This window comes from uncultured Anaerococcus sp. (genome assembly GCF_963512375.1).
Lineage (GTDB): Bacteria > Bacillota > Clostridia > Tissierellales > Peptoniphilaceae > Anaerococcus.
This window is the reverse complement of record NZ_CAUPMI010000002.1, coordinates 126,641-148,663: the sequence shown is the minus strand read 5'-3', so window position 1 is coordinate 148,663 and position 22,023 is coordinate 126,641. Positions and strand designations below refer to the sequence as shown.

Sequence of the window (22,023 nt, the reverse complement as noted above, 5' to 3'; positions counted from 1 at the left end):
AAGATGAAGACGAATAAGGAATTAATTATAAAGAGGATACAAAGTTTTTTGTATTCTCTTTATGCGAAAAACATTAAAAACGCAAGAGTTAATGAAGTTTATGATTGCCTGTGCAGGTATATGATGGAGATAATCGGAAAAACCTGGGTTAAATCAAAAAAAATACGTGGTGATTTGGATTATTATATCCTAAGCTTTGAGTACCTACCTGGTAAATTAATAGATAGAAATATTCATAGATTAAAAATTAAAGATGAAATATCTGAAGCCCTTGAAGAGATGGGCTTTGATTTTGATGAAGTACTTGCTTGCGAAAAGGAAGCTGACCTGGGCATAGGTGATATCGGTATAGGATCATCTGCCTTAATAAATGAATTAGCAAATCAAAAAAAACGAGCAGTAGCTTACGCTCTAAGATATGAAAATGGGAATTTGAAGCAAAAAATTGTCGATGGTAGACAAGTTGAGTACTCTGATTTCTGGCTTGAACAAGGTTCAAATTGGGAGCACAAGAAATCATTCTCTTATATACTTAATATAGATGGGAGAAAAAATAAATCTATAGCCTATGATATGCCTATATTAAGTGATGATTCAAGTTTCGTAAATACACTTAGACTCTTTAAATCAGAAGCCCTAGATGCTATAAATATCGAAGACTTCTCTAGAGGTGATTTTCTAAAAGCCTATGATGACTATGTAAATATTAACTCTATTAACAAATTTCTTTATATAGACGATTCTACTTACGAAGGAAAGCTTCTTAGATTAAAGCAAGAATATTTTTATTCTGTAAGTGCAATTAGAGATATTTTTAGAAGACAAATCAAAAAACATGGATCTGTAGAAAACATAGAAAAAAATATAAAAATATTTTCTCATGACATTCATCCTACACTTGCTTTGGTTGAATTTATTAGATTACTTACAAAAGAATATGATTATTCTTTAGATAAAGCTATAAGTATTTCTAGAATAGTTTTTGATCATGTTGCCTTCTCCATTACAGATGATGGAGTGGAAAATTATGACATAGAGATGCTTAGAAGGATAAATCCCGAAATAATGGATATGATTTTTGAAATACAAAAGTACCTTCAAATAATAAATCATGAAGCTAGTCTTATAAGAGATGGCAAGGTTAGTTTTAGAAATATTAATAAATATCTATCTAATAAATATAACTACCTTTCAAAAATAATATCTGATAGTAGGAAAAATGATATAAACCATTCTTATTTAAACTATGGCACAGATAGGATTTTATATAGTGAATCAGGCAATACTGGCTTATTAAATACTTTAAGAGACTTTGGTATTAACTCCCTTTCTTATGAAGAAATTAAAAAAATTAATAAACTTAAAAACAATGATTACTTCATTAGGTCTTTGGATAAAGTAAAGTATAGTAATAAAGGTAAGCTTGCGAAAATTGCAGAAGAATCAACTTCTGACCTAATTAATCCATATTCAATGGTAGATGTTCAGATTTCTCTAATGCATGAAAGTAAAAGGCAAATACTTAATTGTCTCGCAATAGCATATAAGTATTATATGCTTAAATATAATAGCAATTTAAGACTTACACCTACGACATATGTATTTTCAGGTAAGGCCAATGAAGGCTACTTCATGGCGAAAGAAACTATTAAGTTCATACTAGCCCTAAAGAAGATGATTGATAAGGATAAATTTATTAGGGAAAAGATAAAGATTGTATTTTTTGAGGATTTGGATGTAGAAAAAGTTAAATTTTTACTAGCAAGTGCAGATATTTATACAAATCTAACCTTAGCAAGTCTTGATAATCAAAATTTCCATATACTAAATTCTATATTCAATATGTCAAACATTTTAACATCAAAGGGTGGCATAGTAGACAATCTTAAAGAGGAGAATGCTTTTTATAAGTTCGGACCAGAATTTAAGACCTTAGAACAAATAAATAAAGAAAATTCCTATAATGCAAATGAATTTTACTATAATAGTGAAGTTGTTAAATTCACAATAGACAATCTTCTCAATGAAGATTATTCGAATTTCCCATATAATTTTAAACTAATCTATGACCAACTTCTTATGTATAATGATTCTTTTAAAATTTTCTATGATTTAGAAGATTTAATAAATACAAGAAAAATCATGGAGGAAGATTACTTGGATGTGAATAAGTGGGTTAACAACGAACTTGAAAATATATTATGGGCGAATAATTTTAGATTGGATAATGTAATTAATAAAGCCTATGACTTTAACTAAAGAAAAAATAAAATTAACTTATGAAGATATAAAAGATATAAAATTAGGAGCAAATTATAACAAGTCCTACACTGAATTTAGGGTATTTGCGCCAGATAGAAATAAGATTGACCTAGTACTAACTGATGACTATAAGAAAGTCAGAAGAGATATTTATCCCCTAAAAAAAGATGAAATGGGAATATTTTCTCTAAGACTAGAAGGTGATTTTGATGGATACTTTTATAACTATATTGTAGAAGATGAATTTGAGGTGACAGATCCTTATTCATACTCAGCATCTATAAATTCGATCTATTCTGCTGTAGTAGACTTAAAAGATACTGATCCTGAAGGATTTAGAGACCTTGAAATACCTAGTATCAAAGAAAATGATGCTATTATCTATGAAATGAGTATAAAAAATTATACAGCAGATAAGTCAAGCGGAGTTTTTAACAGAGGAAAATACCTAGGTCTTAGTGAGAAAAACACTAAATATAAAAATATTAAAACAGGTCTTGATAATATTCTTGAACTTGGAATTAGTCATGTTCAGATATTACCTTTTTATGACTTCATAACAGTTGATGAAAGAAGTGATGCATTTTTTGATGATGACAACTACAATTGGGGATATGACCCAGAATTGTATTTCGCACCAGAAGGGTCCTATGCATCCAACCCATGGGATCCAAAATCAAGAATAAGAGAAGCAAAAAATATGGTTAAGTCCTTCCATGAAAATGGAATAGGGGTAATCATGGATGTGGTATTTAACCACACTTATAAGACAATAGACTCAAATTTGAATACACTTGCTCCTAATTATTATCATAGGACAAATCCTGATGGTTCATTTTCAAATGGATCAGGTTGTGGTAATGAAGTTGCAAGTGAGAATCCCTTTGTTAGAAAGTTAATAATAGATTCCTTAGTTTATTGGGCCAAGGAATATAAGATTGATGGCTTTAGGTTTGATTTAATGGCTCTGATTGATTTAGACACAATGAAACTTGCAATTAAAGAACTTAAAAAAATCAACCCTAACATTCTAATATATGGTGAGCCTTGGATGGCACTAGGTTCAACTTTAAGCTATGATTTGCAAATTTGGAAGGGGGCACAAAGGTCAAATAACTTTGGTGTTTTCAATGATACTTTTAGAGATGCAATAAAGGGTGATGTAAATTCCTATGGTAAGGGATATATCCAAGGTATTTATTCTCTTAAAAAGGAAATTGAATTAGGAATAGCAGGATCAATAAATTATTCTGAAGACAGGATAGGTTTTGCAGATGATGCTAATGAGACAATCAACTACTTTAACTGTCATGATAATTTGATTTTATATGACAAATTATCAATTTCGCTGGACAGTACAGAAAATATTGACTCATATGTCAAATTAGCAATGGGCATAGTTATGCTATCTTTTGGTAAACCATTTATATATGAAGGAAATGAGTTTAATCATAGCAAGAAAAATGATGCAAACTCATATAATTCGCCATTGTCTATAAATGCTATCAACTGGCAAGAAAAGGAAGCAAATTACGACTTGTTTGAGTATACAAAGGAGCTAATAAACTTAAGAAAATCAATAGATGTATTTTCTTATACAAGCGAAGATCTAATAAGGGAGAAGCTAAAATTTATTGATGGTCTAGATGATTCTATAGTTGGTTATTTACTGGATAATAAGTATTTAGTATTCATTAACGCTAATTGTAATGATATGCATATAAGTTCGGATATTTTAAGATCATCTATTGATAATATAAATTCTAAAAAAATTGAAAAAGTTTTTGATAAAGAGGGTAAGAATAATATAGGTATTGATATAGAAAGTGGACTTAGTTTAGATTCACTGTCAGTAAATGTATATAAAATAGGAGAAGCAGATGGACTATAAGAAAAATTTTGAAACTTGGTACAATGATGATAGGTTTGATGAAGAAACAAGAAAAGAACTTGAAGCTATCAAAGATAATGATGAAGAGATTAAAGATAGGTTTTATCAATCTTTAAAATTTGGTACAGCAGGTCTTAGAGGAAAACTAGGAGCTGGTACTAACAGGATGAATAATTATATGGTAGCTCAAGCAACCCAAGCTTTTGCAGATACAATCGCAGAAGGTGGGGAAGAAGCTAAAAAACGTGGTGTAGCAATTGCTTATGACGTTAGACACATGTCAAAAGAATTTGCTAAGATTACTGCTGAAGTATTTGCTGCTAATGGAATAAAAGTTTATATCCACAAAGAAATCCAACCAACACCAGTATGCTCATTCACTATAAGAGAGCTTAATTGTGTTGCTGGTGTAATGGTAACAGCTTCACACAACCCAAGAGAATATAATGGTTACAAGGCTTATAATGAAGAAGGTAGCCAAATAATGGATGAGACTGCTAATAAAATTTTAGGCTACATCGCTGACCACCAAGACTTTTTTGAAATAAAAAGACTAGACTTTGAAAAAGGCCTTGAAGATGGAATAATTGAGTATGTAAGCGATGAATTACTAGAAAAATATGTATCACTAATCAAAGATTGTACAATCCATGATGAAGGAATTGATAAGGATATCAGCGTTGTATATTCTCCACTTAATGGTACTGGAAATAAGTTAGTTAGAAGAATACTTAAAGAAAGAGGATTTACAAATATTCACGTAGTAAAAGAACAAGAAAATCCTGACCCTGACTTTACTACAGTAGGTTATCCAAACCCAGAAGATCCAAAAGCTTTCAAATATTCTGAAGAATTAGGAAAAGAAACTAAGGCTGAATTATTACTTGCTACAGACCCAGATGCAGATAGGTGTGCTGTAGAAGTATTAGATAAAGATGGTAGCTATAAGTTCTTAACTGGTAACCTAATAGGCTCATTACTTACAAATTATGTTTTATCTGGCCTATCTGAAAAAGGTGAACTTCCAGAAAATCCTGCAGTTGTAAAATCAATAGTTACTACAGATTTAGTTGCACCAATTGCAAAAAAATATGGAGTTGCTAAATACGATGTCCTAACAGGATTTAAAAATATCTATGATAAGGCAAATGAACTAGAAAGAGAAAATACAGGTAAATTTGTATTTGGTTTTGAAGAATCAATTGGATATAACTACAAAGATTTTGTAAGGGATAAAGATGCTGTTAACTCTGCTATGTTGATAACAGAAATGGCAGCTTACTACAAGAGCCAAGGTAAATCTTTAATTGACGTAATTAATGAAATTTACGAAGAACATGGATATTATTCAAATGAAGTTGTATCAATCACACTTGAAGGTGTTGATGGTCAAGAAAGAATAGCTAGAATAATGTCTGAAGTTAGAGAAAATCCTATCAAAGAAATTGGTGGAGATAAGATTGATAGCCTAATTGATTATCAAAACGATGATACAGGCCTACCAAAATCTAACGTATTAAAATACTTTTTCGAAGATGGATCTTGGGTAACACTTAGACCATCAGGTACAGAACCAAAAATTAAAATTTATGTTAACTCTATAGCTTCTAGTATGGATAAGGCAAAAGCCAAAAAAGATACTATTATTAAATTCATGGAAGATATAATAGATTCTATCCATTAAATATAAGGCCTCAGGTTTATCCTGAGGTTTTTCTATTTTATACTTGAAATTAAGATTAAAATATCATAATATATAGCCAAGGAGTATTAAATATATGGAAAACTTTTTTAATCTTATTGACAAAATATTTTCAATAAATGTATTTGGAAATTTAACTTTATATCAATTATTATCAACAATATTGAAGTATCTCTTTGTTTTTGTTGTTTTTTATTTCATATATTCTATTATCAGAATTATATATTACGATGTAAGAACAACACTAAAAAAAGAGCAAGAATATGATGCATATCTAAACCTAATAAATAAATATGATGGCTTCAACTTTGAAGTGCAAGAATATTATTTTTTAGGAGAGAATAATACAATAGGGCGTGATAAGAAAAATACAATAGAAATAAATGATAAATATCTTTCTAAGTTTCACGCTAGAATCTTACAAGATGAGGATATGTATTTCCTAGAAGATTTAAAATCTGCTAATGGAACATATTTAAATGATGAGAGAATTGAAGATGCCATAGAACTAAAATCGGGAGACGTAATCAGACTTGGCTCTCTAAAATTCTTGTTTGAACAGGATGAAAAAGATGTTTAAGAAATTAGATAATCCAGAAAAATCAATGGTACGCTCCAGAGCCAAGGCAAACATCTTATTATTTATATTTGAGTTTTTAAGCTTATCATTGGCTATGATTTTTAATATAGAAAACTTGACTAATATTGATTTTTATACCTATATAGCCATATTGATAGTTACCTTGCTAGTATCATTTTTAGTAGATAGGTTTACAAAGTCTGATAATATATTGTTATTGATTGTAAATATGCTATTTTCTATCGGTGTTGCAATAATATATAGACTTGACCCAAAGCTTGGAAGAAGACAATTACAATTTTATTTAGCTGGAGTAGTTTTGTTTTTTTTGACTTACTTTATATTAAAATTATTTAAGTTTTGGGATAAATTAATTTTGTTTTATGCTGGAGTATCAATAATATTGTTCATTCTTACTCTTGTATTTGGTACCTACTTAGGTGGAGCAAAGAACTGGATAGTTATTAAAAATATAATTACAATACAACCATCAGAATTTATAAAAGTACCTTTGGCTTTTTTTATAGCAAGTTTTTATGCGAATTTTAATAAAATCAGTTTAAAACCATTTGGTAGATACTTTATGAATTTTATAATTTACGTCTTTATAGGATTCCTATTCCTTCAAAAAGACTTGGGAACTGCGCTTATATTTTTTGGTACACTTATAGTAAGTCAGTTTGTATATGAAAAGGATAGAAGATTAATATTTATTAACATGTTTTTTATGATTGTAGGTTCAATCGTGGCTTATTTTCTATTTGGTCACGTTAGGATAAGAGTAAGCACTTGGCTTGATCCTTGGTCAGATATAAATGTTACAGGTTATCAGATAACCCAAGCTCTCTTTGCGACAGCAAGCGGTGGTCTATTTGGTACTGGCATAGGCTTAGGTCATCCTGATTATGTTCCAGTTGCTGAATCTGATTTCATTTTTTCTGCAATTTGTGAAGAGATGGGTATTTTCATGGGGATTGGTGTTGTTCTATTATTTATGATTCTAGTATACAGGGCCTTAAAAATTTCTTTGACCCAGCAGGTAAAATTCTACTCAGTCCTTGCTTTTTGCATAGGAGTATTATTTGCTTTACAGACATTAATAATATTAGGTGGAGTGCTTAAGATAATTCCACTTACAGGCGTAACCCTACCTTTTATAAGTCAAGGTGGATCTTCAATGCTCGCAGGTTTTATTCTTTTAGGATGCTTGCAATATTGTGGGGAAGAAATAAATCTTGGAGGGTCTAAAAATGTCAAACGATAAAAATATTAAGAAAAAAAGATCTTCTAATAAATCTATTATTGATAAAATAAAAAAAATAGAGCAAGATCAAAGGATAAAGGATAACTCAAGGCTAAAAGTTTTGTCAAAATCAACCTTAAATAAGAGACTTATTTTTATAATGGTTGTCTTTGTCCTATTGTTTATGCTACTGGCCTTATATTTGGTTTATTTTCAGCTGTTTAAGGCGAAAAAAATCGCGGATAATTCTAATAATAGAAGGTTATGGCTAAATGAAGATTTGATTCATAGGGGAAGTATATTTGATAGAAATGAAAATCTTCTAGTTTATAGTCAAGATGACGGTCAAGGAAAACAAGTAAGAATTTATAATTATCCTTTAGCCAGCGCAAGTGTCACTGGATATTCATCTAAAACCTATGGAAAGACTGGTATAGAAAAATCATATAATAGACAGTTACTAGCCTTATCAGATGAAAACTTCAGCCAATTTAGAAAAATGGTCGTAAAAAATGACACGGGAAACGACCTTCATTTAAGTTTAGATCAACATATACAAAATATTGTTTATGCTTATCTATCAAATTATAAGGCAGCTTGCGTGATAATGAAACCTAACACTGGAGAAGTATTAGCAATGGTTTCAACACCTACTTTTAATCCGAATTCTGTAGATGCTGATTGGAATAATTTGATACAAACTGACGATGGTAGGTTAATAAATAGAACTACTCAAGGTCTTTATAGACCGGGTTCTGCCTATAAAATTATTACAGCAACTTCTATAATAGACAATAAATTAAATCAGGAGTACGACGATACAGGTAATGAGGAAGTCCAAGGCTATGAAATTAAAAATTTTGGCGATCAAGTATTCGGACACCTTAACCTAAGAAGTGCTTTTATATACTCTTCAAACACCTATTTTGCCGCTAAGTCGAATGACTTAGGCAAAGAAAATCTTGCAAAGACAAGCGAAAAGTATATGTTTAATAAAAAATATGATTTCGATTTAGATGTAAATAAGTCCATAATACCTTTTGATGATTTAAATCAAGCGGACCTTGCCATGACAGGTTTTGGTTATGGTAAAACACAGATGACCCCACTTCATATGGCTATGATTACATCAGCTATTGCAAATGAAGGTGTGATGCTTAAGCCTAGACTTGTAAATAAAATCACAGATAAAGACAAGAAAACAGTCTATGAAGCTGAAGATGAAGTTTTATCTAAGGTTACAAGTAAGGACACAGCAGAAAAAATCATGGAAATGATGGTCGGAGTTGTAAATGAAGGAACAGGAAGAAAAGCCTATCTTGACTCAACCCAAATTGCTGGTAAGACAGGCACTGCTGATAAAAGTGATGGGAATTTAGATGCTTGGTTTGTTGGCTTTGCTCCTGCCTATGAGCCTAAATTGGCTATAGCTTTGTTAGTTGAAGATAGTCAGGGCACAGGGGGAGACATAGCTGCTCCAATATCAAGAAATATTATCAGAGATATTATCAATACCATATCTCTTGATTAATCACATAAGCTTATTTTTAATATTAGTCCAATAGTGATTTTTATTAAGAATGAGCTTATTTATTTTTTTAGAAGAAACTTTTATCCTAATTTTGTAGTCCTTAGTATTTAATTCTCTACCATCAAAAATAAATACAGTATGGTAATTGTCTCTTTTAGAAACTACAATATCAATGCTGGCATCATTAGGTAAGACGACTGGACATTTTAATGAATTATTCAAATTGGAATAAACAGGTGCAACAGGTGTAAGCTGAAAACCGTTTAGGGATTGGTGTAAAATAGCTCCATTGCTTGATAGGTTATAGGCAGTTGACCCATGAGGAGTAGAAATTATAAGACCATCTCCTGCATAAGATTCGATAAAGTTTCCATCTATAAAGACCTTAAGCCTTACAATTTGGTTTTTATTGGATTTAACGACAACCTCGTTTATAGCCTTAAATGACCTATTATTTACCTTTGATTCTAGCACAGTAAGCTCTTCAATTAAATAGTCATTTTTGGTAAATCTTTTAACAAAATCTTCAATAAGGTCTACTTCTATTTCCTGATAAAATCCTAAGTGTCCAGTATTTATTCCAATAAAAGGTATTTCAGAAAACTCGGATTGGTGGACAGCGCTTAAAAATGTTCCATCACCGCCAATAACCAAATTTAAAACAGCCCTGTCATCATAAGAAGTGCTTATAGTATATCCATACTTTTGAAAAATTTTTCTTGTTTTGTGAAAAATTGCATTACTATATTTTGATTTGTTTTTAAAAATGTTAATAATATTTGTCATATGATGTCCTCTCATATATCATTATAACATAGGAGTAGCCATGAGATATATAGAAATTAAGAATATTAATGAAAAAACTATAAAAACTTTACTAAAAAAGAATGAATTTTCTAAGAGAGCCATTAATAGATTGCTAAAAGATGGAATATTATTGAATGATAAAGAAATTAAATCAAATTTAAAAATCGAAAAAAATGATCTTATTAAGATACCAATAGACGAAGAAAATCTTGATTATGAACCTATCAAAGGAAAAATTAATATAAAATATGAAGATGAAAATTTATTGATAATTTCAAAAGACTCTAACATAACGGTAAATTCTAATGGACAAGTTAATCTTGCAAACTATATTGCTTATTATTTTAAGGAAAATCATATAAAAGCGAAAGTTAGGTTTATAAATAGGCTTGATATGAATACATCAGGACTTATAATGATTGCAAAAAATGCCTATGCACAATCTTTCTACCAAAAAGAAATAGAAGACAACGGGATTACAAAAAAATATTTAGCTTATGTAGAAGGAAAATTAAATATTGATAAGCTTTATAAAATTAAGCTTACTTATGACGAAAATTCAAAAAGATATGATCAAGCAGAGGACGGGAAATTGGCTATAACTTACTTCAAAAGTTTAGAGACTAATGAAAAATATTCTATAATTGAATGTGATATAAAAACTGGTAAGACTCATCAAATCAGATCTTCACTTAGATATTTAGGCCACCCGATAATAGGTGATAAATTATATGGCTCAACTTATGATCATGATAGGTTTTTACTACATTCTTATTATTTAAAATTTAATGTCTTTTTAAAAAAGGAAAGTATTACCATTAAAGATTATCCTGAATTTGAGGGATTTGTTGAGAAAATATGAAAATATTTTTCTTGCAAAAAAATCGAAAATATATTATAATAGGGTTATCCTAAGGACAAGGTCCAATTTAAACCTACAACTTTGATAAGGGATTGCGGAGTTCTAACTTTTATGACAAGCCTCCTTAGAGTGGAAGTCAGATGATTTTAGACAGCTTGCCCACCTTCACATACAGGAAGGTCTTAAAGTAAGGGCCACCTTAGGATAATTTTTTGTTTTAAAAAACTTATATTTGGGTAATAAGTAATAAGACTAAAATACAAAGGAGAATTATATGTCAATAGCAGATTATATTGAAAGTAGAGCGAAAGCTAAACAAAGAGAAATAAAATATGAAATTTGGAAAGCAAAAAACCGTGATAGCAGAATGAGAGGCCAAGGAGCCTTAGCAGGATTATTGGTAGGTGCTGCAGCTGGTTTATTACTTGCCCCAAAATCAGGTAAAGAAACAAGAGAAGACATCAAGGAAGCATTCAATGATACTGTAGATACAGTTAAAGAAACTACAAGTGATGTTATAGATCAAGCAAAAGATGGTTATGAAGATTTAAAATATAGAGCTTACACAGATCTTCAACCAATCAAAGATGGTATAGAATATAGTGCTGAAGTAGCTAAAGATACAGGCAGACAAATAAAAGATGCATCTAGAAATGTCAAAAATTCACTTACAGAAGGCGCAAAAGATGTCAAAGAAATAGTAAAAGAAAGCGCCGGAGAAATATCAAAAGTTGCTGATGAAAAGAAAGATGAAATCTCTAAAGAAACATCAGAAACAAAAGAAGTAGTTAAAGAAGATGCTAAAGAAGTTAAGGACGAAGCAAAAGAAACAGCTCAAAAGGTAAAAGAAAACGATAAAAAAGTAAGCCAAAACAAATAAAAGTCAAGGAGATCATAAATGCAAGTAACGATAGATTTTAATCTTCTCGGCAATATTATCATAACAATCTTAGCTATACTAGCCCTAGTTTTCTTAGTATTAGTACTAGTTAAAGTGAATAAATTGTTAGGAAGCGCTCAAAAAGTTTTAGATAAAAACTCAAATAACATAGATCAAGTAATTGAAAAATTACCTGATTTAACTAACCAAGCACACGATTTAGTTAATAATGTAAATGGCATTGTTACAGATCCTAATCTAAAAATGGCAATAGCAAAAGTTAACGAGACTATGACAAGCGTAAATAGCATAACTGATGATATAAAAGATACCGTTAATTATGTTGGAATAACTGCTGTTGATAGTGTCGATACTTTTGGAGCAGGTGTTGCATCAATTACTGATTATTCATCATTGATAATGGATGTTATCGATATTGTAAGGAATGTAATTGCAGGTTAAGATTTAAGCCATCAAAGTTGATGGCTTTTGTGCTGAATGGAGGAGTTATGGGACAACCAACAATCAAAGACGTTGCTAAGCTTGCAGGGGTATCAATATCTACTGTCTCAAGGGTTATGAACAATTCAAAACCTGTTAGCCCAGAGGCTAGGAGAAAAGTAGTTGATGCTATAAACAAACTAGATTTCAAACCTAATGAATTAGCAAGATCTTTAGTAATGAGAAAGTCTAATTTAGTAGGGGTTATTGTAAAGGATATAGGCATCGAGTACATGGCTCAGCTTATTAGAGGTATTGAGGAAATAGGAAGGGTGTATAAATACGATATCTTGCTATCATCTTCCTATGGAGAAGATAAGCAACTAGAAAACTCTATAGATTTCCTTGCAACTAAGCAAGTAGAAGGTCTTGTTATAATAACTGAAGATATATCTACAGAAGTATTGATGAAATTAAGAGAGACAAAAATTCCTTTTGTACTACTAGATAAGTATCATTCTTATAAGAATATCAAGACAGTTAAAATTGACTATGAGTCTGAAGAAAACAAGCTTATACAATCATTAATCCAACAAGGTCATAAAAAAATATTGTTTATTGCAGATAAAGAGCAAAACGTTATTAATGATTCTATGGTAAAAGGTTATGAAAGTGCAGTAGGAGCAGGCAATTCTCATATTCTAAGAATCGATGGAATTACAAGTGATGATGGATACAAAATGGCAAATCAGGCTGTAGATTTAATCAAAAAAGAATCAATTAGTGCAGTTGCCTGTGTAAACGATGAAATAGCTATTGGATTTATGAACTACTGTGTAGATAACGGAATAAAAGTTCCTGACGACCTATCAGTAGTTGGATTTGGTGATAGTAAAATTGCAAGTGTATATAGGCCAAAGCTTACAACAGTATCTATTCCTTATTACGATATAGGGGCAATATCTATAAGAGCTTTAATTAAGAGAATTAAGCAAGAAGGCGAGATTCTAGAGGATGATTGGGTTATTGATGCTCAAATTCATCAAAGAGAATCATCAAAAGTTATAAATTAATTAATTGTTAAAACAACAAAATAAAGTACAATATATATGAATAAATTTTTAGGAGGATTTTAATGGCAGAAAGAACAGTAGTAGTTACAAATGAAACAGGTTTACACGCAAGACCAGCAGCTTCATTAGTACAATTCGTAAAAAATTATCCAGGTGAAGTAACAATCATAAAAGAAGATAAAGAAGCAAATGCAAAGAGCATCTTCAACGTTATGAGCCTTGGCATTGCTAAAGGTACAGAAATCAAGCTTGTTGTTGATGGCGATGATGATGAAAAATTCGCCGATGAGCTTGTTGAATTTGTAGAAAACTTAGCTGAATAATATAAAATCTATAAAAGGATACTTTCGTAGTATCCTTTTTTTAGAATAAGACAAAGGAGAAATAGCATATGACTAAGACATATGAAGGTCTAAAAGCCAGTACAGGCTATGCAATTGGTAATATATACTTATTTACCAGAGAAGAAATTGAAATTGACAAAAGTAGTATTAGTGAAGAATTAAAAGCCTCTGAATTTGAAAAGGTTAAGGATGCTATAAATTCATATGTGGATGATTTAAGTAATTTAGATAATCCTACAGAAGCTCAAATTAATATAGCGAATGCCCACAAAGAATTGCTTCAAGATCCATATTTTTCAGATACAATTGAATCTAAAATCAAAAATGAATTAAAAAATAAAGAACAAGCCCTTGATGAAACAATTAGGGAAATGGTTGAAATAATGAGTGCTCTTGATGATGAATACTTAAAAGAAAGAGCGAGCGATTACCAAGATATAGGCTACCAAGTAATGTATAAATTAAAGGGAATCAAACCAAAAGATTTATCAAAGCTTGAAAAACAATCAATAATTATATCAAAAGAGCTAACACCTAGTGATACAGCAAATATGGATAAGGAAGCTGTAGTAGGTTTTGCAACCGACTTAGGTGGAAAAACAAGCCACACTTCTATTATAGCTCAAACTTTAGACATGCCTGCCTTAGTAGGAATGGGAGATGTTTCTACAAAAGTTGTAGGCGGAGAAAAAGCTATACTAGATGGCCATAAGGGAATTCTTATAGTTAATCCAAGTGAAGAAGAATTAGAAAAATATCAAAGTCTAATCAAGGAACAAGCTGAGAAGAAAGAAAGACTAAAGACTATAAAAGATAAGGAAGCTATCACAAAAGATGGAAAACATATAGAAGTATCAGCTAATATTGGAAATATTGAAGATTTAAAACTTGCTATAGAAAATGGTTGTGATGGCGTTGGCTTATTTAGAACTGAATTCTTATATATGGAAAATACTAATTTCCCAACTGAAGAAGAACAGTTCGAAGTCTACAAAGAAGCCACAGAAATGCTCGGTGAAAAACCACTTATCATAAGAACACTTGATATAGGTGGAGATAAGGGGCTTGATTATTTCAAATTCCCAGTAGAAGAAAACCCATTCCTAGGTTACAGGGCTATAAGACTTTGTCTAGATAAAGAAGATATTTTCAGGACCCAATTAAGGGCTTTAGTCAGAGCTTCTGCATATGGAAATCTAAAGATAATGATTCCATTTGTGGTAAACATAGATGAACTTAAGTCATCAATCGAATTAATTGAAGAAATCAAAAAAGACCTAGATCAAGAAGGCATAGCTTATAATAAAGATTTAGATGTCGGAATAATGGTAGAAACATCTGCATCCATAATAATGGCAGATAAATTTATTAAATATGCCGATTTCTTCTCAATTGGTACCAATGACCTTACCCAATATACTTTAGCAGTAGATAGAGGAAATGAAAATATAGCTCACATGTATTCAAACTACAACCCTGCTGTTTTAAGAGCAATTAAACATGTTATAGATGTATCTCATGAGGCAGGTAAATGGACAGGAATGTGTGGCGCCTTTGCTGGTGATACAGAAGCAACAAAACTACTTCTTGGATTAGGCTTAGATGAGTTTTCTGGTTCATCTGCAAAGATAGCTGAAATTAAAGATACTATCTTAAAATCAAGTCTTTCAGAAGAAGAGGAGTTTGCAAAAAAAGCAATAGATCAAGAGTTAACATGTGAAGTAGAAAAGATGGTAACAGAACATAACAAATAGATTTAAAGCAAACGAAGGTGATTTCTCATGCCTAATGACATAAAAAATACATTAGCACACACTAATATTTTCAAAGAATTAAATAAACTTGAACACATAGAGCAAATAGGATCTAGTAAATATAAGGTTCTTATGGATGGAAGGGCATATGTCTTTTCTCTTTATGGGCTAGAAGAATATGATAACATTAACAACGAGACCTATGTCAATGAAATATTAGAAAATGCTGGCCTTAATCCTCTTAAAATATACGAGAAGGGTATTATGCCTGATATCGAAAGGTCATATAAGATATATGAATTTAGGGATGAGATAGCCCTTAAAGATGTTCTTTCAAATTCAAGTAAAGAATTTAAAGAAGATCTTGGTGAAAAATTTGGTAGGGCCTTAAAGAGACTTCATTCCATAAAATCTGACCAAAATGTGGATTGGAAAAAAGAATTTCTAATTAAATCAAATCAAATTTTCTATAGGCATGGTCTTGGTGAAATAAAAGATGATGACTATATTTTAACTGATTTTATAAATGGAAATAGACATCTTACGGAAAATACGGCAGTTAATTTGCTTTATAAAAATATAAGTGATAAGAATATAAGAGTTTTTGACAAAAACAAGCTAGATTTAAGAGCTATTAAAAAATTAGAGTATGGGGATGGAATTGTAGATTTTGTTGAAATAAATAGAATTGCAATTGATTATCCAGAATTTGCAAAAGCTACCCTTAATTCATATCATGATTATAAAAAACCACCAAGAAAATTTTTCAGGCTATTAAGCCTTTATCAAGCAACTGCTATTCTGGAAGATTTAATAAATATTAGAAATAAAAAAGACTCTAGATTAACAGATGAAGAGATTAAAGCAATATTTGCTATGTATGATAATTTTAATAATATAGTCCCTGACTGGGCTATTTAGATAGGAGCTATTGTAAAATAGAGATTGTAAACCTATACTCAGACATTTTCTAAAAATTAAAACCTAGCAACTAAGCTTTAAGATTAATTTTCTTCAGGAAATGGGGATGGCTATAGTTTATTAATATTTTGCAATAGCTCTTTTATTATTTATTGAATAATTCTTCAATTTGTGATACGATTTTAGTATAATAAATGGAGTGAAAAATGAAAAAATACCTATTAATTTTATTGGGATCATTTCTGATTGCAGGCGGCTTGTATTTCTTTTTATTAAGCAATGATATAGCAGCAGGTGGCTTATCTGGTTTTGCCCTAGTTATTTCAACTGCATTTCCAGTTTTAAATCTAGGTATAGTAAACTTGATTTTAAACATTCTAGTTTTAATTGCAGGTGTGATATTTATTAATTTTGACTTTGCTAAAAAATCTTTAGTTTCATCGCTTGCAGTATCAGCATTCATCATTGTTTTTGAAATGCTTGTACCAGATGTATCCCTAAGTGATGATAAAATAATTAATATAATATTTGGATCTATAATTGTTTCTTTAGGTTTAGGAATTGTCTTTCATCATGAGGCTTCATCTGGTGGAACAGACTTAATAGCGGCTATACTTAATAGAAAGTTTGGCTTAGCTCTACATGCTTGTTTATTTATGGCCGATTTTGTAGTTGTATCTCTTTCAGCTATCTTATTTGGTATAGAGATGGCTTTGTATGCAACCTTAGCTATAATGATTCAATCTGTAGGACTAGACTATTTTATCCAAGGTTTTGGAAGGAAGATTGCAATTGTTGTTATTTCTGAAAAATACAAAGAAATAAATGACTGTATAATCAATAAACACGAAAGAGGAGTGACCATACTAAAAGGGGAAGGTGGTTTCTCTCATAGAAATCAAGAAGTCATTATGACTGTAACCACAGTTAGGAGATTTCCTTCAATAAAAGACGATATATTAACAATTGATGATAGGGCCTTTATATTCACCTATTCAGTTTCTGAAGTATTGGGTGAGGGCTTTACATTTGACTCATTAACATAGGAGAATGATATAAAACAATTTAAAATAAAAAGATTTACAAAAAATAAAGCCTACTTGCAAACAAGAATGGGAGATGCAGTAATCGACAAGGACCAGTTAAAGGGTTTAAAACAAAATGATTCAGTGGAAGCTTTTCTTTATAGAGATTTAAACAATGTATTAAGGGCTACAAGGGGTTTAGCTTATAAGATTGATCAGATATACTCATTAAAAGCTGTAGAAATTGACAAAAAAGGAGTCTACTTTGAGATAAAAGGAGGGCATATATTTCTACCTTTTGAAGAAAGAACTTATAAAATAATAAAGGATATGACCTATCCAGTAGCTTTTAAAGAAAAAGATGGCTATGTTTACTTAACAAGCAAAATCAGAGACTTATTAACCACTGATCATGACTTTAAAGAAAATGATACAGTAACAGGCAGAATCTACTCCATAAATAAGTCTATAGGTGCTTTTGTGGCTATAGATGAAAAATACGATAGTCTTATTAGAATTAAAGAATTATCAGGGGTCTATATAGAAGGTGAGCTAGTAAAGGCAAGAGTAAAAGAAGTGAAAAGTGATGGAAAAATTGAATTATCACTAAGAAAAAGAGCTTATCTTGAAATAGATAATGATAGCGACAAAATTTTAGATTACTTGTATGAAAATAAATCTGTTGCACTTTCTGATAAGTCATCACCTGAGAAAATTTACTCATATTTTGCAATGAGCAAAGCTTCCTTCAAAAGAGCGATAGGTAGGCTTTATAAAAATAAAGATATAATAATATACAAAGATAGAATTGAACTAAACGAAAGGTAAATATGGAAAATAACAACAAATTATTAGCTGAAGTAAATGGCAAAAAGATTTATGAACAAGATGTTTATAATTTCATGGCCAACATTGAACAAAATCAAAGATTTCAAAATGAAGAGGGCATCAAAATTCTTACTGATGAAATGGTAAATCAAGAAATACTTTTAGTAGATGCTTATGAAAACAAATTTGAAGAAGATGAAGAGTTTCAAAAAGAGCTTAATTTAGTAAAAGATAATATGCTAAAAAATTATGCTATGCATAAAATTTTTAGCAACATAAATGTAGATGAAGATGAAGTGGAAAAATATTATGAAGATAATAAAAAATTATTTTCACCTAATAAATTATATCAAGCAAGTCATATTTTGATTGACTCTGAAGATAAGGCTAATGATGTATATAATGAAATAACTGAAGGATTAGATTTCAAAGAAGCGGCTAAGAAATATTCTAAGGATCCTTCAGCAGCTAGTGGTGGTTCTTTAGGAAAATTCCCTGAAGGAGTCATGGTAAAAGAATTCCAAGATGGATTAGATGCCCTAGAGGTTGGAGAGATTTCTAAGCCAGTTAAATCTCAATTTGGGTATCACATTATAAAACTTGAAGATGTTGAAAATGAAAAAGAAAAAGCTTTTGAAGAAGTAAAGGACCAAGTATATCAAACATATACTATGATGAAAAGACAAGAAAAATATCTTGAAAAAATAGCTGACCTTGCAAAAAAAGTTGAGGTAAAAAAATATTACTAGGAAGTTCTTATGGGAAACGAAAGTGGAAATTCTAATCTAAAAAAATATATAGATCAATTAAAAATTGAGATTAAAAATAAAGAAGAACTTCCAAATATTTTAGATGCAATTGTTCAGACTGCAAGAAAAAATGCATGCATAGTTGAAGAACTTGAAGATTCCTACTATATAAAAAAGGGAGATAAGCCCATAGCTCTTTTACATCTGAACATAGATAACCAAGCGAGGGTATTATTTGATATCTATGATGTAGATGATGAGGAATCTATAGTTAGTAAATCTAATATTAATATTGTTGCTTCAGCTGTATTAATTAATTATATGTTAAAATTTTCGGAAGAATCTTTTGACGTTTTAATTACAACAAATAACATTCAGGATAAGTCAACAGACTATGCACTAGTTAGAGAAAGTTTAAGGTGTAATAATATAATTAACCTTAATTTAAGGCAAGATGATTGCCTAGCTGATGAATTTTCATCGCTTATTTTGTCTGTAATCAAAGTACCTATTAAAAGGTTTAAGGTTGACTATGACTTTATCACTTATAGGTTATCTATAAGTGATCTTATAGGTGGTCGTTCTGGAGAAAATATCAACAAATTAAGACTTAATTCTATCAAGTTAATAATGGGTATATTTAGGAAGATGAAGGCGAAAGTTGACCTTGAGATGGTAACAATTACAGCAGGAGATAGGTATGATAATATACCCTCTTATGCTGATATTGATTTTGTGATAAATTCATCTTATGAAAATGAGCTTTTAAATATCTTTGAGATAATAAAAAATGAAGTTATAGAAAAAAATCTAAGGTATGAACCAGATATGCAACTTATATGTCATAAGATTGATAATAAAAACATAGACCCTATAAATACAGAATCATATAATCATTTAGCATCTTTGATTGAACTATTACCGACAGGGACCTTTGCCGTAAATAGTATCGATAATCAAACTATTTCATCAGCTAACCTAGCAACAACAAAATCTATAAAAAATTCCATAAATTTAATTTTAGTGTTGAGGTCATTAACAGAGGAAAGCATGAATCAAATGCTAGAGAAAACTATACTAGCAACAAAAATATCTGGTTCAAAATTTATGGAAAAACTTTTGATACCAAGATGGAAAAATACTAGTGATGGACTTAAAGAGTGTTTTAAAGCTTCTTATAGAGAGCTTTTTGATGATAATCTAGATGTGGTTAAAACTCAATATTCACTAGACTCAAGTATAATATTTGATAAGGTAAATGTGAACATTGTATCATTAGGGGTAAAATATAAGCAAGATGATGAATATTTTCATAGTCGTATAGATGATATAGAAAAAATCATAGACTTAATTGAAAAGGTGTTATCTAATTTGAGAAAAAGTAAGGAGAATGTATGACTGAGGTTTTAAATCTTCATGGTCATGAAGTAATCTTTAATAAAAATAAAGGAAAAGCTGTAATTGAAATCGATTTAGGTGATGATACTGATGAATGTCTTTTAATAGATATATTTAGTGTTGATCAAAAGGAATACATAGCTTTGCTATCAGGAGAATCTTCAGATATTTATATATTTAATTATACTGATATCTATGATAGTGAGGATATTGACTTATCAATGATTGAAGATGATGATGAGATGGATGAAGTCTATCACTTGTTCTCTCATTATTGGACTGATGAGATGATTGATGATCTAATTGATGAATATAACGAGGAAATAAATCAAGAAAACGTAGAAGAATAATGGTAGAAATTCCTTATTATTCAGTTAGTTCTTATTATAAAGATACCTACGGGCAAAAGGTATACAAGTTACCAATTAAACTATCATTAACCTGCCCAAATAGAGATGGGGCATGTGGATATGGTGGTTGCATCTATTGTTCAGAAAGTGGAGGCTCTTTTGAAAACCTACCATCATCAATGACTGTAGATGAGCAGCTTGAAGAAAATTACGCCTATATAAGTAAAAAGTATAAGGCAAAGAAATTTATAGCGTATTTTCAAAACTTTTCAAATACTTATATGGGTCTTTCAGTATTTAAAGATATTATAAATGCTTGTAAAAAAGACTATATTGTAGGTATAGCGATTGCAACTAGAAGTGATTGCATAAGTGAGGATAAATTAGAATTTTTAAAAGATTTTCATGAAGAAACTGGCATTGATATAACTTTCGAACTAGGCCTACAAACTGCAAATTATAAAACTTTAAAAATCTTAAATAGGGGCGAATCCTTAGCAGATTTTATAAGTGCTTGTAAGTTAATAGATAAGTATAGTTTTAGGATATCAACTCACGTCATTCTTGCTTTACCTTGGGATGATATGGAAGATACAGTTGAAACTGCAAGAATTTTGAACGCTCTTAATGTAAAAGAAGTCAAAATTCACTCGCTATTTATAATTAAGAATACCAAGCTAGCAAAGATTTATGAGAATAATGAAATTAGCTTGAAAACAAAAGAAGAATATCAAAAAAACGTAGTTGAGTTTTTAAGATATATTAGCCCTGATTGTGCAATAGCAAGGATTGTTGGGAGAGCACCAAAGGAAGACTCTATCTTCTGTAATTGGGATAGGTCGTGGTGGCTTATTAGAGATGAGATCGTCCACTATATGCAAGAAAATAATATCCAACAGGGTGATAAAAGTAAAAAAGAAATTTATAATAAAATCAAGGAGGAAATATTATGATTTATTTAGTAGTTGGAGCACAAGGAATAGGTAAGACAAAATATCTAGTTGAGCAAGCAAACCTAGAAAAAGAAAAAGGTAATTCAAATATTGTATTTATCGATACAGAAGACAGCCAAGTAAGAATACTAGATCATAAGATTAGACTTATAAATGCTAAATCATACAAAGTTGCATCAGTAGATTCACTTGTAGGATTTGTTTCAGGTATTCTTGCAAGAGACTATGATATTGGAAAGATTTACATCGATGGTATATATGATGTAGTTGATATCAATAATGATAATATTAATAATCTAATTGAAAGATTAAGTGGTCTATCAGAATATTCTAAATCAGATATTTATTTAGGACTAGATTGGAAAAAAGAAGACGTTCCACAATCCGGCCAATCAGAAATCATTGAATTGAAATTAGAGGATTAATTTA

Annotated in this window: 21 protein-coding genes; 20 read left to right on the top strand and 1 reads right to left on the bottom strand. The window is 30.3% G+C overall.

Going from position 1 to position 22,023, the window contains the following annotated elements; all coding sequences use genetic code 11:
- Positions 1-3: 3 nt before the first annotated feature.
- From RRB46_RS01975 to RRB46_RS01950, 6 genes are all read left to right on the top strand, one after another.
- Entirely contained in the window at positions 4-2,259 is a 2,256-nt protein-coding gene (locus RRB46_RS01975; protein WP_311537283.1) for a glycogen/starch/alpha-glucan phosphorylase, read from the top strand.
- The gene (pulA, locus tag RRB46_RS01970; RefSeq protein ID WP_311537282.1) at positions 2,246-4,153 is read left to right on the top strand and encodes a type I pullulanase; all 1,908 of its coding nucleotides are present in this window, start codon (positions 2,246-2,248) and stop codon (positions 4,151-4,153) included. The genes RRB46_RS01975 and pulA overlap by 14 nt, the downstream gene beginning before the upstream one ends.
- Positions 4,143-5,837 carry a phospho-sugar mutase gene (locus tag RRB46_RS01965; RefSeq protein ID WP_311537281.1) on the top strand — a complete coding sequence of 565 codons (1,695 nt, stop codon included), beginning with the start codon at positions 4,143-4,145 and terminating at the stop codon, positions 5,835-5,837. Before pulA ends, RRB46_RS01965 begins: the two co-directional genes overlap by 11 nt.
- Before the next feature lie 94 nt (positions 5,838-5,931).
- On the top strand, positions 5,932-6,435 hold the full coding sequence (locus tag RRB46_RS01960; RefSeq protein WP_265212356.1) for an FHA domain-containing protein: 504 nt from the start codon (positions 5,932-5,934) through the stop codon (positions 6,433-6,435).
- Positions 6,428-7,699: an FtsW/RodA/SpoVE family cell cycle protein gene (locus RRB46_RS01955; protein WP_311537280.1), complete on the top strand. Its 1,272-nt coding sequence runs from the start codon at positions 6,428-6,430 to the stop codon at positions 7,697-7,699. The genes RRB46_RS01960 and RRB46_RS01955 overlap by 8 nt, the downstream gene beginning before the upstream one ends.
- Complete coding sequence (locus tag RRB46_RS01950; protein ID WP_311537279.1) at positions 7,686-9,209, top strand: penicillin-binding protein 2; 1,524 nt, start codon at positions 7,686-7,688, stop codon at positions 9,207-9,209. Before RRB46_RS01955 ends, RRB46_RS01950 begins: the two co-directional genes overlap by 14 nt.
- On the opposite strand, the gene RRB46_RS01945 is transcribed toward RRB46_RS01950, so the two are convergent.
- The gene (locus tag RRB46_RS01945; RefSeq protein ID WP_296126386.1) at positions 9,210-9,995 is read right to left on the bottom strand and encodes an NAD(+)/NADH kinase; all 786 of its coding nucleotides are present in this window, start codon (positions 9,993-9,995) and stop codon (positions 9,210-9,212) included.
- A gap of 40 nt (positions 9,996-10,035) precedes the next feature.
- On the opposite strand from RRB46_RS01945, the gene RRB46_RS01940 reads away from it, so the two are divergent.
- From RRB46_RS01940 to RRB46_RS01875, 14 genes are all read left to right on the top strand, one after another.
- Positions 10,036-10,878: an RluA family pseudouridine synthase gene (locus RRB46_RS01940; RefSeq protein ID WP_311537278.1), complete on the top strand. Its 843-nt coding sequence runs from the start codon at positions 10,036-10,038 to the stop codon at positions 10,876-10,878.
- A 274-nt stretch (positions 10,879-11,152) separates the two neighbouring features.
- Positions 11,153-11,758: a YtxH domain-containing protein gene (locus tag RRB46_RS01935; RefSeq protein WP_296126389.1), complete on the top strand. Its 606-nt coding sequence runs from the start codon at positions 11,153-11,155 to the stop codon at positions 11,756-11,758.
- A gap of 18 nt (positions 11,759-11,776) precedes the next feature.
- Entirely contained in the window at positions 11,777-12,220 is a 444-nt protein-coding gene (locus RRB46_RS01930) for a DUF948 domain-containing protein (RefSeq protein WP_106460191.1), read from the top strand.
- Between the two features lie 47 nt (positions 12,221-12,267).
- Entirely contained in the window at positions 12,268-13,272 is a 1,005-nt protein-coding gene (locus RRB46_RS01925; protein WP_311537277.1) for a LacI family DNA-binding transcriptional regulator, read from the top strand.
- A 62-nt stretch (positions 13,273-13,334) separates the two neighbouring features.
- Entirely contained in the window at positions 13,335-13,595 is a 261-nt protein-coding gene (locus RRB46_RS01920) for an HPr family phosphocarrier protein (RefSeq protein ID WP_265212348.1), read from the top strand.
- Positions 13,596-13,663: 68 nt separating this feature from the next.
- Positions 13,664-15,370 carry a phosphoenolpyruvate--protein phosphotransferase gene (gene ptsP, locus RRB46_RS01915; RefSeq protein ID WP_296126400.1) on the top strand — a complete coding sequence of 569 codons (1,707 nt, stop codon included), beginning with the start codon at positions 13,664-13,666 and terminating at the stop codon, positions 15,368-15,370.
- Between the two features lie 27 nt (positions 15,371-15,397).
- Complete coding sequence (locus RRB46_RS01910) at positions 15,398-16,291, top strand: kanamycin kinase (RefSeq protein WP_311537276.1); 894 nt, start codon at positions 15,398-15,400, stop codon at positions 16,289-16,291.
- 206 nt (positions 16,292-16,497) lie between these two features.
- Positions 16,498-17,337: a YitT family protein gene (locus RRB46_RS01905; RefSeq protein WP_296126406.1), complete on the top strand. Its 840-nt coding sequence runs from the start codon at positions 16,498-16,500 to the stop codon at positions 17,335-17,337.
- A gap of 9 nt (positions 17,338-17,346) precedes the next feature.
- On the top strand, positions 17,347-18,144 hold the full coding sequence (locus RRB46_RS01900; RefSeq protein ID WP_296126544.1) for a S1-like domain-containing RNA-binding protein: 798 nt from the start codon (positions 17,347-17,349) through the stop codon (positions 18,142-18,144).
- Between the two features lie 2 nt (positions 18,145-18,146).
- Positions 18,147-18,893: a peptidylprolyl isomerase gene (locus tag RRB46_RS01895; protein WP_311537275.1), complete on the top strand. Its 747-nt coding sequence runs from the start codon at positions 18,147-18,149 to the stop codon at positions 18,891-18,893.
- A gap of 9 nt (positions 18,894-18,902) precedes the next feature.
- Positions 18,903-20,291, top strand: a complete 1,389-nt coding sequence (locus RRB46_RS01890; RefSeq protein WP_311537274.1) for a hypothetical protein — start codon at positions 18,903-18,905, stop codon at positions 20,289-20,291.
- Positions 20,288-20,641, top strand: coding sequence for a DUF1292 domain-containing protein (locus RRB46_RS01885; RefSeq protein WP_296126415.1), 354 nt, complete (start codon positions 20,288-20,290; stop codon positions 20,639-20,641). The genes RRB46_RS01890 and RRB46_RS01885 overlap by 4 nt, the downstream gene beginning before the upstream one ends.
- The gene (locus RRB46_RS01880; RefSeq protein ID WP_311537273.1) at positions 20,641-21,594 is read left to right on the top strand and encodes a TIGR01212 family radical SAM protein; all 954 of its coding nucleotides are present in this window, start codon (positions 20,641-20,643) and stop codon (positions 21,592-21,594) included. The genes RRB46_RS01885 and RRB46_RS01880 overlap by 1 nt, the downstream gene beginning before the upstream one ends.
- Positions 21,591-22,019 carry a hypothetical protein gene (locus tag RRB46_RS01875; protein ID WP_296126422.1) on the top strand — a complete coding sequence of 143 codons (429 nt, stop codon included), beginning with the start codon at positions 21,591-21,593 and terminating at the stop codon, positions 22,017-22,019. Before RRB46_RS01880 ends, RRB46_RS01875 begins: the two co-directional genes overlap by 4 nt.
- Positions 22,020-22,023 lie beyond the last annotated feature (4 nt).